This window comes from Xanthomonas sp. NCPPB 2933 (assembly GCF_056725225.1).
This window is the reverse complement of record NZ_CM161518.1, coordinates 3,156,471-3,171,460: the sequence shown is the minus strand read 5'-3', so window position 1 is coordinate 3,171,460 and position 14,990 is coordinate 3,156,471. Positions and strand designations below refer to the sequence as shown.

At 63.2% G+C, this 14,990-nt stretch carries 12 protein-coding genes and 2 pseudogenes; 4 read left to right on the top strand and 10 right to left on the bottom strand.

Annotated elements, in window-relative coordinates; all coding sequences use genetic code 11:
* Positions 1 to 246 precede the first annotated feature (246 nt).
* On the bottom strand, positions 247 to 825 hold the full coding sequence (locus tag AC1PLU_RS12905) for a response regulator transcription factor (RefSeq protein WP_006449316.1): 579 nt from the start codon (positions 823 to 825) through the stop codon (positions 247 to 249).
* Positions 822 to 2,048, bottom strand: coding sequence for an ATP-binding protein (locus tag AC1PLU_RS12900; protein ID WP_255085246.1), 1,227 nt, complete (start codon positions 2,046 to 2,048; stop codon positions 822 to 824). The genes AC1PLU_RS12905 and AC1PLU_RS12900 overlap by 4 nt, the downstream gene beginning before the upstream one ends.
* 120 nt (positions 2,049 to 2,168) lie before the next feature.
* On the opposite strand from AC1PLU_RS12900, the gene ispG reads away from it, so the two are divergent.
* Both ispG and AC1PLU_RS12890 read left to right on the top strand, forming a co-directional pair.
* Positions 2,169 to 3,434 carry a flavodoxin-dependent (E)-4-hydroxy-3-methylbut-2-enyl-diphosphate synthase gene (gene ispG, locus AC1PLU_RS12895; RefSeq protein ID WP_481106428.1) on the top strand — a complete coding sequence of 422 codons (1,266 nt, stop codon included), beginning with the start codon at positions 2,169 to 2,171 and terminating at the stop codon, positions 3,432 to 3,434.
* The gene (locus AC1PLU_RS12890; protein WP_176341799.1) at positions 3,415 to 4,113 is read left to right on the top strand and encodes a phosphatase PAP2 family protein; all 699 of its coding nucleotides are present in this window, start codon (positions 3,415 to 3,417) and stop codon (positions 4,111 to 4,113) included. Before ispG ends, AC1PLU_RS12890 begins: the two co-directional genes overlap by 20 nt.
* A gap of 80 nt (positions 4,114 to 4,193) precedes the next feature.
* On the opposite strand, the pseudogene AC1PLU_RS12885 reads toward AC1PLU_RS12890, so the two are convergent.
* The 8 genes and pseudogenes from AC1PLU_RS12885 to amaB all read right to left on the bottom strand — a co-directional run bounded on the left by AC1PLU_RS12885 (position 4,194) and on the right by amaB (position 11,976).
* Positions 4,194 to 5,361, bottom strand: a pseudogene (locus AC1PLU_RS12885) (MFS transporter).
* A gap of 300 nt (positions 5,362 to 5,661) precedes the next feature.
* A pseudogene (locus AC1PLU_RS12880) lies at positions 5,662 to 5,805 on the bottom strand (aspartate/glutamate racemase); the annotation flags it as partial.
* Positions 5,806 to 5,992: 187 nt separating this feature from the next.
* A complete protein-coding gene (locus AC1PLU_RS12875; protein ID WP_481106427.1) occupies positions 5,993 to 6,904 on the bottom strand; it encodes a DMT family transporter in 912 nt (303 codons plus the stop codon).
* The gene (murB, locus tag AC1PLU_RS12870; protein ID WP_481106426.1) at positions 6,898 to 7,950 is read right to left on the bottom strand and encodes a UDP-N-acetylmuramate dehydrogenase; all 1,053 of its coding nucleotides are present in this window, start codon (positions 7,948 to 7,950) and stop codon (positions 6,898 to 6,900) included. Before murB ends, AC1PLU_RS12875 begins: the two co-directional genes overlap by 7 nt.
* Positions 7,947 to 9,002 (bottom strand): quinone-dependent dihydroorotate dehydrogenase, encoded by a 1,056-nt coding sequence (locus tag AC1PLU_RS12865; RefSeq protein WP_006449323.1) that lies wholly within the window; start codon positions 9,000 to 9,002, stop codon positions 7,947 to 7,949. Before AC1PLU_RS12865 ends, murB begins: the two co-directional genes overlap by 4 nt.
* 5 nt (positions 9,003 to 9,007) lie before the next feature.
* Positions 9,008 to 9,775, bottom strand: coding sequence for a class I SAM-dependent methyltransferase (locus tag AC1PLU_RS12860; protein ID WP_481106425.1), 768 nt, complete (start codon positions 9,773 to 9,775; stop codon positions 9,008 to 9,010).
* A gap of 2 nt (positions 9,776 to 9,777) precedes the next feature.
* Complete coding sequence (locus tag AC1PLU_RS12855) at positions 9,778 to 10,062, bottom strand: DUF4190 domain-containing protein (RefSeq protein ID WP_006449325.1); 285 nt, start codon at positions 10,060 to 10,062, stop codon at positions 9,778 to 9,780.
* Positions 10,063 to 10,440: 378 nt separating this feature from the next.
* Positions 10,441 to 11,976 (bottom strand): L-piperidine-6-carboxylate dehydrogenase, encoded by a 1,536-nt coding sequence (amaB, locus tag AC1PLU_RS12850; RefSeq protein WP_481106424.1) that lies wholly within the window; start codon positions 11,974 to 11,976, stop codon positions 10,441 to 10,443.
* Between the two features lie 512 nt (positions 11,977 to 12,488).
* Here amaB and AC1PLU_RS12845 point away from each other — a divergent pair.
* Entirely contained in the window at positions 12,489 to 12,818 is a 330-nt protein-coding gene (locus tag AC1PLU_RS12845; protein ID WP_327197853.1) for a hypothetical protein, read from the top strand.
* A 147-nt stretch (positions 12,819 to 12,965) separates the two neighbouring features.
* Positions 12,966 to 14,849: a KAP family P-loop NTPase fold protein gene (locus AC1PLU_RS12840; RefSeq protein ID WP_005916294.1), complete on the top strand. Its 1,884-nt coding sequence runs from the start codon at positions 12,966 to 12,968 to the stop codon at positions 14,847 to 14,849.
* Positions 14,850 to 14,990: the final 141 nt, after the last annotated feature.

The window sequence follows — 14,990 nt, the reverse complement described above, 5'->3', positions numbered from 1 at the left end:
GTGGCGGCATGGATGCCGCCACCGAGCCTACATGGACGTACTTGCGGCGTGTCCCGCGGGCGGTGAGGGCGCCGCGCCCTCGACTGACTAGGCTTGAGCGCATTTAGACGCCGCCACGACTCGAAATCTTGGTTGTCTTGCTAAGTGCTTGGACGGTGCAGACAGGTCGTCCTGAGTGGCGAGGGCACCGCGCCCTCGGCCAGCTCGCCCCCGACCAGCTCGTCCTCACGACAACCTAGCGAGGTCTCAACGCCCCGGCTCGCGTAACGGGCCCGGGCTTGGACGCTTGGTCAATTTGCGCTGCAGCGAGCGGCGATGCATGCCGAGCAGGCGTGCGGCGGCGGAGACGTTGCCGCCGGTTTCGTGCAGCGCCTGCTGGATGTGCTCCCACTGCAGACGGCTGAGCGGTGTCATCATTTCCTGCGCGGTTTCTTCTTCGTCCGGCTCGGGCAGCTCGTCGTCTTCCTCGCCCAGCGCGCGCATGATGGTGGGGATATTGGCCGGCTTCGGTAGATAATCGTCGGCGCCGAGTTTGATCGCTTCCACTGCGGTGGCGATGCTCGCGTAACCGGTGACCAGCAAGATGCGCATGTCGGTGCGAATCTCGCGTAGCGGCTGGATCAGGTTCAAACCCGAATCGTTGCCGAGCTTGAGATCGATCAGCGCAAAATCCGGCAATGCACTGCGCGCGATCGACAACGCACTGGCCGCGTCGGTGGCGGTCAGCGTTTCCACACCGCGACGGGCGAGGCTGCGTTGCAGGGTGCGCAGGTACAAGGTGTCGTCGTCGACCAGCAGGCCGGTACGCAGGGGAGTGCTTGTCATGCGAGTGCCTCGTGTTCGGAGAGCGGCAGACGGAAACCGACGCGGGCGCCGCTGCCTTCGGCGGGCAACATCCACAATTCGCCCTGCAGCCGCTCGACGGTGGCATGCGACAGGGCCAGCCCCACACCCATGCCGTCGTGCTTGCCGCTGTTGAACAAGGTGCCCGGCAGCATGGCCTGCGAGGTGTCGAAGCCCGGCCCGTAGTCGCGTACTTCGCCGCTGAGGTGGTCCTGCTCTATGCGCAGAGTCAGATCGATTTGCGGGCGCCCGGCACGTTCGCCGGCATCGGCGGCATTGTTGAGCAACACCATCAGCAGATGGCTGACGCCGGGCTGCAGCAGCAGGCGCATCGGCGCGTCGTCGTTGCGGCGCAGCTCGATGGTCGGGCGCACCAGCCGCCACTGTTCCAGCACGTCCGTGACCGCCACTTCGCGACTTAGATGGCCGTTGTCGGCCGGCGCTGCCAGCGCCAGCACGCGCTCATGGCACTGCACCAGCAGCTCGCGCAAGGTGTCCAGATCTTCGCGCAGCTCGTTCTGGTCGCACTGGTCGGCGATGTCGTCGACCAGCAGGGTCATCGTCGCCAGCGGGGTGTTCAACTCATGCGCGACCGAGGCCGCATGCGTGGCCAGCGCCACGATGCCCTCGTTGCGCGCAAAGCGCTCGCGCAGCATGGAGATCTCGCGCTCGCGCTCGCGCATCGACAAGGCCAGCCGCGTGGCGAACGCCAGCACCACCACCGTGGAGAGCAGGAAGTTGGCTGCCATGCCCCACATGTGCAGGCTCAGCGGGTCGAAGCTGCCGTAAGGCAGCGGCAGGCCGAAGGCGGCGCTGATCACGTAGCCGGCCACACAGGAGGCCGCCACCGCCATCGCCCAGCCCAACGGCAGGGCCAGTGCGGCCAGCGCGATCAACACCAGGAACAGCGAGCCGAACGGATTGGCGATGCCGCCGCTCCAGCCCACCATCCAGGTCAGCACGGTCACATCGACCAGGATGTGGCCGAATTCGGTGGCCTGGCTGACCGCGCCGCGGTGGGCCACACGCAGCTGCGCATACAGGTTGAACACTGCCAGCGCGGCCACGCCGGCCCACAGCGGTTGCTGCGGCAGGTTCAGGCCCATCACCCCGGTGGCGACCAGGATGGTGGCGGCCTGGCCGGCAGTGGCCAGCCAACGCAGGCTGCACAGGGTTCGCAGGAAGGAAGCGTCGGAGCTGTTCATCACGGCAATGCTATGCGCTCGGGGAGGTGGCGGTATGCGACAAACCGTCGCATCGGTGTGGAAGACGGCCCGCGCGGCGCTTCAGCTGTGAGCGGACCGATGACAGGCTAAAATACCGCGATGTACGACGCCGTGACCCGCCCAACCCCTCCCGCCGACGCCACCGCCTGGCCGCGTCGCATCACCCGCAGCGTCAAGATCGGTAGCGTGATCGTGGGCGGCGGCCACCCGGTGGTCGTCCAGTCGATGACCAATACCGACACCGCCGACATCGCCGGCAGCGTCAAGCAGGTGTCCGAGCTCTGGCGCGCCGGTTCGGAAATGGTGCGCCTGACCGTCAACAACGCCGAGTCCGCTGCGGCCATTCCGCGCATCGTCGACAAGCTGCGCATGATGGGGATCGAGGTCCCGTTGATCGGCGACTTCCATTACAACGGTCACCAACTGCTCGCCGCCGAGCCGGCCTGCGCCGAAGCGTTGGCCAAGTACCGCATCAACCCCGGCAATGTCGGTTTCGGCAAGAAGAAGGATCTGCAGTTCGCGCAGCTGATCGAATTCGCCATCAAGTACGACAAGCCGGTGCGCATCGGTGCCAACTGGGGCTCGCTGGATCAGTCGCTGGCGGCGCAGCTGATGGACGAAAACTCCAGGCGCGAGACGCCCTGGGATGCCGGCCGCGTGCTGCGCGAGGCATTGATCCGCTCGGCGGTGGATTCGGCCGAGCGCGCGGTGGAGCTGGGCCTGGCGCGCGAGCGCATCATTCTGTCGGCCAAGGTGTCCGGCGTGCAGGAGCTGATCGCGGTGTATCGCGATATGGCCGCGCGCTGCGACTTCGCGTTGCACCTGGGCCTGACTGAAGCCGGCATCGGCAGCAAGGGCATCGTGGCCTCGGCTGCGGCGCTGAGCGTGCTGCTGCAGGAAGGCATCGGCGACACCATCCGCATCTCGCTGACGCCGGAGCCGGGCCAGTCGCGCACCCAGGAAGTGATCGTCGCGCAGGAGCTGTTGCAGACCACCGGCCAACGCGCCTTCACCCCGATGGTCACTGCGTGCCCCGGTTGCGGCCGCACCACTTCGGAGTTTTTCCAGGAACTGGCTGGCGTGGTGCAGAACCATGTGCGCGCCAAGATGCCGGAGTGGAAGATCAGCAATCCCGGCGCGGAAAACATGACCCTGGCGGTGATGGGCTGCGTGGTCAACGGGCCGGGCGAATCGCGCCACGCCAATATCGGCATCTCGTTGCCGGGCACTGGCGAGGCGCCGTCGGCGCCGGTATTCATCGATGGCGAAAAAAGCGTCACCTTGCGCGGCGAAAACATCGCCTACGAGTTCATCGATCTGATCGACCAGTATGTCGAACGCACCTATGTCCGCCGCGCCGGCTGAATCGCCGGCCGGTTTCAGACATTGGCTGCGCAACAATGCGTGGCGCATGGCGTTGTTGTTCGCCGGCGTGTTGTTGCCGCTGGGGCTGTTTGTTGACCTGGCCGATGAAGTCCACGAACTGGAAAATTTCTACTTCGACGAGCCGTTGCTGTGGAGCATGCGCAGCATCGCCACGCCGGGGCTGGATGCGTTTTTCGGCCTGATCTCCAGAGTCGGCTACCAGTACGGCGTGATTCCGATCGATATTGCGATCGTGCTGGTATTGCTGGCGTTGCGGCGCTGGCGCGAAAGCACCTTCGCCGCGCTGGGGTTCGGTGGCTCGGCGTTGTTGAACATGGGCGCCAAACAGTTCTTTCAGCGCAATCGTCCGAGCTTGTGGGAATCGATCGCCCCGGAAAGCACCTTCAGCTTTCCCAGCGGGCATGCGATGGGCTCGATGACGCTCGCTGCGGTGGTCGTTGCGCTGGCCTGGAACACGCGCTGGCGCTGGCCGGTGACTATTGCCGCCAGTCTGTTCGCAGTGCTGGTGGGCGTGTCGCGGATTTACCTGGGCGTGCATTACCCCTCCGACATCCTGGGCGGCTGGTCGGCTGCACTGGTGTGGGTGGTCGGGCTGTATCTGGTGATGTTTCGCGGCGCGCGACGTCCACATTGGCGTCGCCATCGCATGTCAGGCTGATGACACGGCCGCGCCGACGTTGAACGTGGTGGGCGCAGGCGCGGGCACCTAGCGTGGTGCAGACAGGTACGGCCTTTGACTCAGCAACGACTTGCTCGCTCCCGTCGCGACAACTGCAGCCCGATCACGCTGCCGATCACTGCCAGCAGAATCATGTAGTACGCCGGTCCCATCGGGTGCTGCTTGAGTAACATCACCACCACCAACGGTGTCAGACCACCAAAGACGGCATAGCCCAGGTTGTAGGCGAACGACACGCCAGACAGGCGCACCACCGGCGGAAATGCTTCGACCATGATGCGCGGGATCGCACCCAGGACGCCGAGCGCAGCGCCCAGCAGGGCATATAGCGGAAACAACAGCTGCGGGTCGCCCGCCAGCCGATAGAACAGCCATGCGCTAATGCCCAGAAACACACTGCCGACAAGCAGCACGCGTCCGTTGCCCCAGCGGTCGGACAATGCACCAGCCACGATCGAGCCGATGGCCTGCAGTAGAACCGCGAGCAGATTGGCCTGCAATGCAACCGCTGCCGGGTAGCGATACACGCTCTGCAGCAGCGTGGGCGTCATCAGCGATACCACCAGCACCCCGGCCGCGACCATCCAGGTCAGCCACAACGACAGCGCCACACTGCGTGGATGATCGCGCAGCACCACCTTGAGTGGCGTTTCGCGCGCGATCGCACGCATGGCCATCAGTTCAGCGAACACCGGGGTTTCGTGCAGCCAGCGCCGCAGATAGACCGAAAGCAGCCCGAAGACCCCGCCTGCCAGGAACGGCAGGCGCCAGGCGTAGTCGGCGATCTCCTGCGGGGTGAAGGCGCGGTTGATCGCCCCGGCGCTCAGCGAACCGAGCAGGACGCCGGCAGCCAGGCCGGCGGTCAATGTTCCGCAGGCGAGTCCTCTGCGCTGCGCCGGGACGTGTTCTGCGACGAACGAACACCCATGCACTGGGGACTTCGCCGCCGATGGCCGCGCCTTGCAGCAACCGCATCGTCAGCAGCAGTAGCGGGGCGGCCAGGCCGATCTGCGCATAGGTTGGCAGCACGCCGATGGCCAGCGTGGGCAATGCCATCAGCCCGATGCTCAGCGCGAACATGCGCTTGCGACCAAGCAGATCGCCGAAGTGCGCCATCACGATCCCGCCCAGCGGGCGGATCAGGTAGCCGGCCGCAAAGATGCCGAAGGTCTGCAACTGGCGCATCCAGTCCGGGATGCCTGGCGGAAAGAACAGCTCTCCCAGCACTGTCGCGAAGAAAATGAAGATGATGAAGTCGTAGAGTTCCAGCGCGCCGCCCAGCGCAGACAGGGCCAGCGTCTTGTAATCGCCGCGTGTGAGCTGGGTTGCTGGTGCAGTGCCTGGTGATGGGTCGGTCTTCAAGGCGTGACCTCCTGTGGCAGGTGATGGCGCGCATGCGCGTGCGGGAACGGTGACGTTTGACGCAGCTGTGCTGCCGTGCCAGCAAGGCACAGCTTGCACGTTTGCACGCAAGCACGACGCAGATGCACTTCGGTAAAGGCGCGGTGGCTGCGCCTTCGATGCCGATCAATCGTGCACGCTTGCCTGCGCCGCCGCCTCAGCGTGCAGTGCGGTGGTGTTGAATAGCGGCAGCGGCGCATCGGCGGCACTCACCAGCAGCGAAATCTCGGTGCAGCCCAGGATGATCGCCTGCGCAGCTTGCTGGCCGACGCATGCCCCCGATCAGGCCAATGGTTTTGCTTGGAACCGGCATGCCGACCTCATCGCGGAGCATTCAATGAAAGTGCGCCTGCCGACGTGGTCCCGTCAATGTCCGGGTCGCGCCGACAGCGCAGTGTACGTTGGCATCGTTGCCACGCCACCGCGCGGGCCTGCAAGGCGCCGCACAGACGGTTGATCACTCGCCTGGTTTTACGCCCTCTATCGGCGCGTGCGTGGCAGCGCGCCGTGCCAGCACGCTTTCGCGATGGGCGATATAGACGTTGGCACCGATGATGATGGCCGCACCGATCAAGGTGTGGCGTTCGATCGCCTCGCCGAACAACCACCAGCCCAGCAATGCCACCAGCGGCAGCTGCATGAAGCTGATCGGCTGCAGCGCCGAGACTTCGCCCAGCTTGAGCGCGCGCGTCCAGAACAACTGCCCGGCGGTGCCGAAGATGCCGGTCGCCACCAGCCACAGCCAATTGATGCCCTGCGGCCAGGTCCATTGAAACATTGCCGGAATCAATGACATCGGCACCCAGAACACATAGGTGTAGAACACCACAGTGTCGGAGTCGTCGTTGCGCGAGAGCTGTTTGATCTGGATCGCGACAATGGCGCTGATGACCGCAGCCAACAGCGCAACCAACAGGCCGGGCGTAAAGGTGGACGAACCCGGTCGCAGGATCACCAACACGCCGATGAATCCTGCCGCCACTGCCAGCCAGCGGCGCATGCGCACCTGTTCGTGCAGCCATACCACCGCCAAGACGGTGACGAACAACGGCGTGGAATACGACAACGAAATCGCCTGCGACAGCGGCAGATGGCCGATCGCCCAGAACCCGCACAGCATCGAGGCCAGACCGATCGAGGTGCGCGCCAGATACTGCGGCAATTGCCGCGTACGCGGCAGCGGTTTGCCCGGCCGCACGATCAGCGGCAACAACGCCAATAACCCGAACGCGTTACGAAAAAACGCAATCTCGGTGGTGGAGATATTGCTTGATGCCAGCCGGATGGCGATGGCCATCAGGCCGAAGGCGAAGGTACTGGTGAGCATCCACAGCGCAGCACGGCGCGAGGCCTGTTGCGCTGTCACCAATGCGCTCCGATGACGCGCGGTTCCGGTTCCAGGATCACCGAGTAACGCTCGCGTACCGACTCGGCGATGCGCCGTGCAAATTCCAGCAATTGCGCGCCGCTGGCAGTGCCATAGTTGACCAGCACCAAGGCGTGATCCGGCGACACACCGGCATCGCCCTCGCGCCGGCCTTTCCAGCCGCACTGCTCGATCAACCAGGCCGCCGACAATTTGCCCTGGCCGGGCTGTTCGCCGGGATACACCGGCATATCGGCAAACGTGGCCTGCAGCGCGGCGATTTGTTCGCTGGGCAATAACGGATTCTTGAAGAAGCTGCCTGCATTGCCCAGCACATCCGGGTCCGGCAATTTGCGCTGGCGGATGTTGATCACTGCCTGTGCCACATCGGCCGCACCGGCTAGCTCGGCGCCCATGCTGGCGAGTTCCTCGCGGATGCCGGCATAGTCCAGCCGCAACTCATGCAGCAGTGGCAGATTGAATTCCACTGCGACGATCAGATAGCGCTCCGGCAGTTGCTTGAACACGCTGTCGCGATAGCCAAATGCGCACTCGGCTGCAGCCAGCCGCACAAACTGCTGCGTGTGCCGATCGAAGGCTTCCACTACATGGATGAAGTCGCCCACTTGCGCGCCGTAGGCGCCGATGTTCTGAATCGGACAAGCGCCCACCGTGCCGGGAATCAATGCCAGATTTTCCAGCCCCGACAGACCTTGCTGCAGCGAATACAGCACCAGCGCATGCCAGTTCACGCCGGCACCGGCGCGCACGATGGCGTGGTCGGCGTGGTGCGCGATGATGCTCAGATCGCGGTTTTCGAAACACAGCACGCAGCCCGGCGGATCGCCAGCCAGCAGCACGTTGCTGCCGCTGCCCAGGACCATTAGCGGTTGCCCGGCGATCTCGGGAGCGGCCAGTGCCTCGGGCAATGCGTCGGGCACATGGATGCTGAGCAACCAGCGCGCCGTGGCCTCTACATGAAAGGTGTTGAGCGCACGCAGCGGCGCGTGCTCGCGCAACTGCCAGCCCGGCTGCACGGCCTGGCTCATAACGGCGACACCGCACCGCCGCTCGGCGCTTCGCGGCGACGACGAATTGCATCCACGCATTCGCCGATCAACTGCGGCCCGCGATACACCAGGCCGCTATAGCACTGCACCAGGGTTGCGCCGGCGGCCATCTTCGCCAGCGCATCGGCACCGGAGTTGATACCGCCCACGCCGATCAACGGAATCGATTCGGGCAGGCGCGCACGCAAGCGGCGCAGCACCAGGGTGGATTGCCCCAGCAGTGGTGCGCCGGACAGTCCGCCGGCCTCGCCAGCCAATGGATGGTTGGCGATCAAGGTGCGCGTCACCGTGGTGTTGGTGGCGATCACGCCATCCACCGCCAGGTCGGCCAGTACGCGCGCCGCAGCATCGATGTCGCGGTCGTTGAGATCCGGCGCCACCTTCACCAGCATCGGCACACGTTTGCCATGTTGAGCGGCCAGTGCTTCCTGGGTTTCGCGCAACTCGGAAATCAAACGACGCAGCGCCTGTTCTTCCTGCAACTCGCGCAAGCCGGCGGTGTTGGGCGAAGAAATATTGACGGTGATGTAGTCGGCCAGCGGATACACGCGCTCCATGCAATAGCGATAATCGCTGGTTGCCTCCTCGTTGGGGGTGTCCTTGTTCTTGCCGATGTTGATGCCGAGCAGCCCGCCGCGACGGCGCGCGCGCTGCACGTTGGCCACCAGCGCATCCACGCCCAGATTGTTGAAGCCCATACGGTTGATCACCGCCTGATACTCCGGCAGCCGGAACATGCGCGGCTTGGGATTGCCTTCCTGCGCACGCGGCGTCACCGTGCCTATTTCGACGAAGCCAAAACCCAGCGCCAGCAGCGCATCGATATGTTCGCCGTTCTTGTCCAGCCCGGCACCGAGCCCGACCGGATTGGGAAACATCAAACCGAATGCGGGCGTCGGCAGCGGCACCGGGCGCTTGGCCAGCAGCGGCGTAGTGCCGGTGCGGTAGGCGGTGTCGATGGAGCGCAGGGCCAGCGCGTGGGCGCGTTCGGCATCGAGGGAAAACAGAAAGGGGCGGGCAAGCGAATACATGCGGGTCAGTTCAATCTCCCGGCGAAAACGCGGGTCTGGTATTGGAAGTCGATGTGTCCGTCATGCGCATGCGCATCGAACAGCGTGCGTAGCGCGGCGAGCATCGGTGCATGGCGCGGGTCGTGCGCGAGCGGCGCATACGAAGACGACAATAGCCGGCCCCGCAAGGCGTCGAAATCCAGCTGTTGCGCATTGGGAAAGCGTGCCATCGCGCGGAAGCCTTCGTCGAACCAGGCCTGCATCGTGGCATCGTCCTGGTAACGCTCGGCCACGGCCGAATAGTCGGTGCCGTAGTCCAGCAGGATTTGCTCATAGCCGCGCAAGAAGTCGGTGGTGTCCAGCTCGCGGGTGTTCCAGTAGATCATCGCCAGCCCGTCGGGCTGCAGGATGCGCGCCCATTCGGCGCGAATGGCCTGCGTGTCGAACCAGTGGAACGCCTGCGCGGCAGACACCAGTCCAACGCTGGCATCGGCCAGCCCGGTGGCCTCGGCGGTGCCATCGATCGCCTGAAACTTGGGGAACCCCGCCAGCCACTGCTGCGCGGCTTCACGCATGGCCGGGTTGGGTTCCACTGCCGTGACTGGATAACCGGCCTCCAGAAACAGGCGGCTGGAGATGCCGGTGCCGGCGCCAATATCGGCCACTGCGGTTGCCGGGGTCACACCCAATTCTTCGTGCAACCAGCGCAGCAACTGCGGCGGATAACCGGGCCGGTAGCGCACGTAGGCCGCGACGCGGTCGTTGAAGCGCTGGGCAGAGGAGGGCGCGGCCATGCTCAACTGTTTGCGGCCGCAAGCCAGGCCATACCGCCGAAAAACAGGATGAAGATCGCGAGTCCTGCCACCCAGAGCGCTACCGCCAGCCAGCCAAGAATCAGCCCGCCGATGGCCAGCCCGTCGCCGTCCAGGCCTTGCGGGTTGCGGCGGATTTCCGCTCGCGCCAGATGGCCGGTGATGATGGCGCAGAGGCTGCCCAGGAACGGGATCAGCGTCCAGCCGAGAATGCCTGCAACCAGGCTGACAATGGCCATGGCACTGGTCTGTCGAACGACGACGTTCATCAGCAACTCCTGTAGAAGGGCCGGCAGCCGACGGCTGACGTACCGCGATTATCCCAGAGCGGCCGCCCGAAAGGCGTGCCGTTTGCGGCCAAACGTCGATCGCGTGGGCGCGTTTGGCGCGTTTGAGCGCTCGAATCGGCTGAGTGTGCGGCGTTGGGCGCCGCTACTCACGGCAACCAAGGGTGCCGGACGCTCCGCAGATTGCTGGTCCAGTGGCTTTGGTGCAGGCGGTTATCGGCTGCCGGTCGCGGGACATCGGCGACCAACGCCGTCACTGTCAGGCTGTCCTGCCAGCAAGCTGCCGAGTGCAGTGCAGCGGCATTGCCCACCCGCAGATACGGCAGCGCGCCGGGCATTCCCCGGCGCGCCATGCGGCCTTCAATCAAGATCGAACTTGATGCCCTGGGCAAGCGGCAGCGAGTCGGAGTAGTTGATCGTATTGGTCTGGCGACGCATATAGACCTTCCACGCATCCGAGCCGGATTCGCGACCGCCGCCGGTTTCCTTCTCGCCACCGAACGCACCGCCGATCTCCGCACCCGAGGTGCCGATATTGACGTTGGCGATGCCGCAGTCGCTGCCGGCTGCCGACAGGAACTTCTCGGCCGCCTTGAGGTTCTGGGTGAAGATCGACGACGACAGGCCCTGCGGCACGCCGTTCTGCAGCTCGATCGCCTCGTCCAACGTGCTGTACTTCATCACGTACAGGATCGGTGCGAAGGTCTCGTGCTGCACCACCGCGTCGCTGTTCTGCAGCCCGGTGACGATGGCCGGCAACACGAAGTTGCCGGGGCGATCGATCGCGGTGCCGCCCACTTCGACCGTACCGCCGGCGGCCTTGGCCTTGGCGATCGAGGCCAGGAACTGCTCCACCGCGCCCTGGCTGTTGAGCGGGCCCATCAGGTTTGCCGGGTCGGTGGGGTCGCCGATCTTGCCGTCGAGCTGCTTGTACGCCTTGACCAGCGTGGCCAGCACGTTGTCGTAGATCGACTCGTGCACGATCAGGCGGCGCGTGGTGGTGCAGCGCTGCCCGGCGGTGCCCACCGCACCGAACACGATGCCCGGGATGGCCAACTTCAGGTCGGCGGTTTCGTCCAGGATGATCGCGTTGTTGCCGCCCAATTCCAGTAGGCAACGGCCCAGGCGATGCGCGACCTTCTCGGCGACCACGCGGCCGATCTGGGTCGAACCGGTGAAGCTGATCAGCGGCACACGGCCGTCTTCGACCAGCTTCTCCGACAACGACGTGCCGGCATCGTTGATCAGGAAGAAGATGTCCGGGAAGCCGGCGTCCTTCAATGCCGCATTGCAGATCTTCATCGTCGCGATCGCGGTCAGCGGGGTCTTGTTGGACGGCTTCCAGATGCAGATGTCGCCGCAGATCGCCGCCAAAAACGCATTCCACGCCCACACCGCCACCGGGAAATTGAACGCACTGATGATGCCGACCAGGCCCAGCGGCTGGTACTGCTCATACATGCGGTGGCCCGGCCGCTCCGAGTGCATGGTGTAGCCATAGAGCATGCGGCTCTGGCCCACCGCGAAGTCGGCGATGTCGATCATCTCCTGCACTTCGCCATCGCCCTCGGGCTTGCTCTTGCCCATTTCCAGCGCCACCAGCGAGCCCAGCGCATCCTTGTGCGCGCGCAGCGCCTCGCCACACAGGCGAACGGCTTCGCCACGACGCGGCGCCGGCGTGGTCCGCCACACCTTGAAGGCGGCCTGCGCACGTTGCACGATCAGCTCGTAGTCGTCCGGCGTGGTCGCCTGCACATCGGCGATGACTTCATTAGTAGTCGGATTGAGCGGCTGCAGCACCCCGGCGCCGGTGGCCTGCGACCAGGTCGCCTCGCCAAGATAGGTACCGGAATTGGACGCGGCGAGGTCGAGCGCCTTGAGCAGGTCAGCGGACATGGGATCTCCAAAGGTCGGGACGGTCGCGCAGCGGACAGGGCCACCCGCGACACGGGTAGCCGCCGATTTTAGCAGGCTCCGCCGACCACCCACCGGCTTGGCAATCGCAACGATCGTGCGACAATGCCGCCCTTGGCCCCGTAGCTCAGCTGGATAGAGCGTCCCCCTCCTAAGGAAGAGGGGAAATTGAGGGGCTACCTTTATCTGGTCTAACCTGCTGTTTCATAAGGCCTACGGCTGACCATTAATTGGGCGTGATGCAGGTCTAGACAACCTAAAGCAGCTTCTAACAGCGCTTGTTCGCCACAGCATTGCCACGGCTTCCATGCTCTCCTAGGCTGCGCTATAAGACAGTTGTAATGAGTCTAGGATGGCCCACGCATATGTCTGCAAGCGCGCTTCAAACGCTTCGAGAGTTGTATCCGCAGCGATATGCACTTCGGCCGGACGAGGTCGCACATGTGCTTCGCGGGCAGAACACGAGAGGGGTGGTGCAACGCGTTCGCGAAGGCATGCAGTCAGGTCGCTATCCGGGCGCCCGCAAGATCGACGGATTGATCCAGATGCCCCTTGAAGCGTTGGCCGAGATCTTGGATCCAGCGCCCGCACCTCAGCCGGTTGCCCCCATCATCACTCCTTCATCCTCGCGACGACGATCCGCCATTGGGCCGCGTCTGGGTTTCGTGCGGGCGGCAGGTTTCTGGGAACAAGTGATGGGGGCCATCGGTGAGCAGGAATTGGCCAATGAGCTAGCTGAGGTCGCAGCGCAGGTGATACGAGAGCTTCGCTATCAGGAGGCTGAGGCCAGATCACGCGCTCAACGCTATGAACTTATGCGCTAGCAAGGTCATCATCTTTCGTACGCACATTTACGCCTGCGCGAACTTGAATCGTCTGTCTGACGCTTGCTTGCATGCAAGACGATCTGCAAGTTGAAGCAGTAATTTGCGAATAACAGGAAGGGTTGTCTCGCCAATTTCCAATAGTCATTGAACATCTTTGAATTTTCTAAGGTTGAGGTGGACATGTGGGCTGACAACGAGACAGAGAGAGATTTTCTTAACTTCTCTGGAATCGCAGATACGGTTGCAGAGATCATCGCGCAGGCCAACGGGCGCCCAGTATCGATTGGGGTATCGGGATCATGGGGTGTGGGCAAGTCTTCTATGATTAAGCTTACCCATGCCTCGCTCTCCGCCCGGCCGAGACAGGAAGGCGATAGAGAATTCGTCGTCGTTGAATTCAATGCGTGGCTGTACCAAGGCTATGATGACGCGCGTGCTGCACTCATGGATGTCATCGCGGATAAACTTGCGGAAGAAGCCAAGAAGCGTGAGACGGCGGGGGATAAGGTCACGGAATTCGTCAAGAGGATCCGGTGGCTTCGCCTTGGCAAGCTCGTGGCGACCGATGTGGCGGCATTGACATTGGGGTTGCCGCCAATTGGCGTTCTTGGCGGGGTGTTCAATACTGCCGGGGATATGGCCGATGGAGTCAACGAGGATGAGTTGAAGGCTGCCGATAAAGCAGTCAAGAAGGCAGGAAAGGAAGTCGCTGGTCTATTGGACCCTCGACTCGAAATCTCGCCACCAAAGGAAATTCAAGCGCTACGCAACAGCTTTGAACAGGCGCTAGAAGAGCTAGGAATTACGCTGGTTGTTCTGATAGACGATCTCGATCGGTGCTTACCGCCGACGACGATCTCTACCTTAGAAGCAATCCGATTGTTTCTATTTCTTCGCCACACCGCATTCGTGATCGCAGCGGATGATGGCATGATCAAGCATGCCGTCAGGCGCCACTTTGACGGCATCACCGATGACCTAGTCATCAACTATTTCGATAAACTGATTCAGGTTCCCATCCGCGTTCCACCTTTGGGCACCCAGGAAGTTCGCGCTTACATGATGCTATTGTTCGTAGACAACAGTAGCTTGGATCAAGAAGATAAGAATAAGATCCGTTTGGGTGTATGCGAGCAATTGCGGAAGACATGGCAGGGCAATCGGGTGGATCGAGGTTTCGTTGCAGGTCTGCATCCGGATTTGCCAGGCGAACTTGTCGGTAAGCTAGACACGGCTGACCGGCTCGCGCCCTTGATGGTTGGCGCATCGGGAATTTTGGGCAACCCACGTCTGATCAAGCGCTTTCTAAACGCACTCTCCATCCGGATGGCCATTTCCAACGCGCAAGGCGTTGGTGTTGACGAAGCAGTATTGGCCAAGCTGATGTTGTTTGAGCGGCTGGGGGACAGTAAGGCTTTCGCAGATTTGGTGTCCAAGGTGAGCACCAGCGACAACGGAAAGCCAGCGTTCCTCGCGGAGTGGGAAAAATCCGCAATTGCAGGTGCCGAGTTTGCTCTTCAAGATCCCTGGAAGGCGCCGTTCATCGAAGAGTGGTTGCGACTGCCTCCTGCACTATCAGATATTGATTTGCGTGGGGCTCTCTACGTAAGTCGTGAGCATGCGCCGCTAATCTCACCCGAGGACCGCTTGTCGTCGGATGCCGCCGAAGTTCTCACCGCTTTGCTTACTCAGCCGGAGATGGCAGGCAGCTTGAAGGCGCGCCTATCTGGCTTAGCTCGGGCAGAGACGACCGTGCTAATGGATCGCGTGTTAGAGAAGGCGCGCCAGGAGCAGGAATGGGGCGTTCCTGCCATTCTTGAATCTGCCGTGGCGCTGGCTGAGTCCGACCCTGCGCTGGGAGCGCGCCTAGCTGCGTTTCTGCGAGATCGACCTGTAGCTCAGATCCGTCCGAACATCATTCCGAGAATCGCAGATTACTCTTGGGCGAAAGACGTATTCGGCGCTTGGGACGCTGGGGACACGAGTAAGCCTGTAAAGGCAGCCATCAAAACAAGGACAGTCAAGTAGATGGGCACTTCTCAAAGTAGCGGCGGACCACCCGCCAGCGGGCCAATGATTCCACCCTGGGCCGATGCGCCTCCCGCTGGCGGTGGCGACACACCTGCACCTCCACCAGGCACCCCACCTGAACCGGACGCTCCGTCGCCG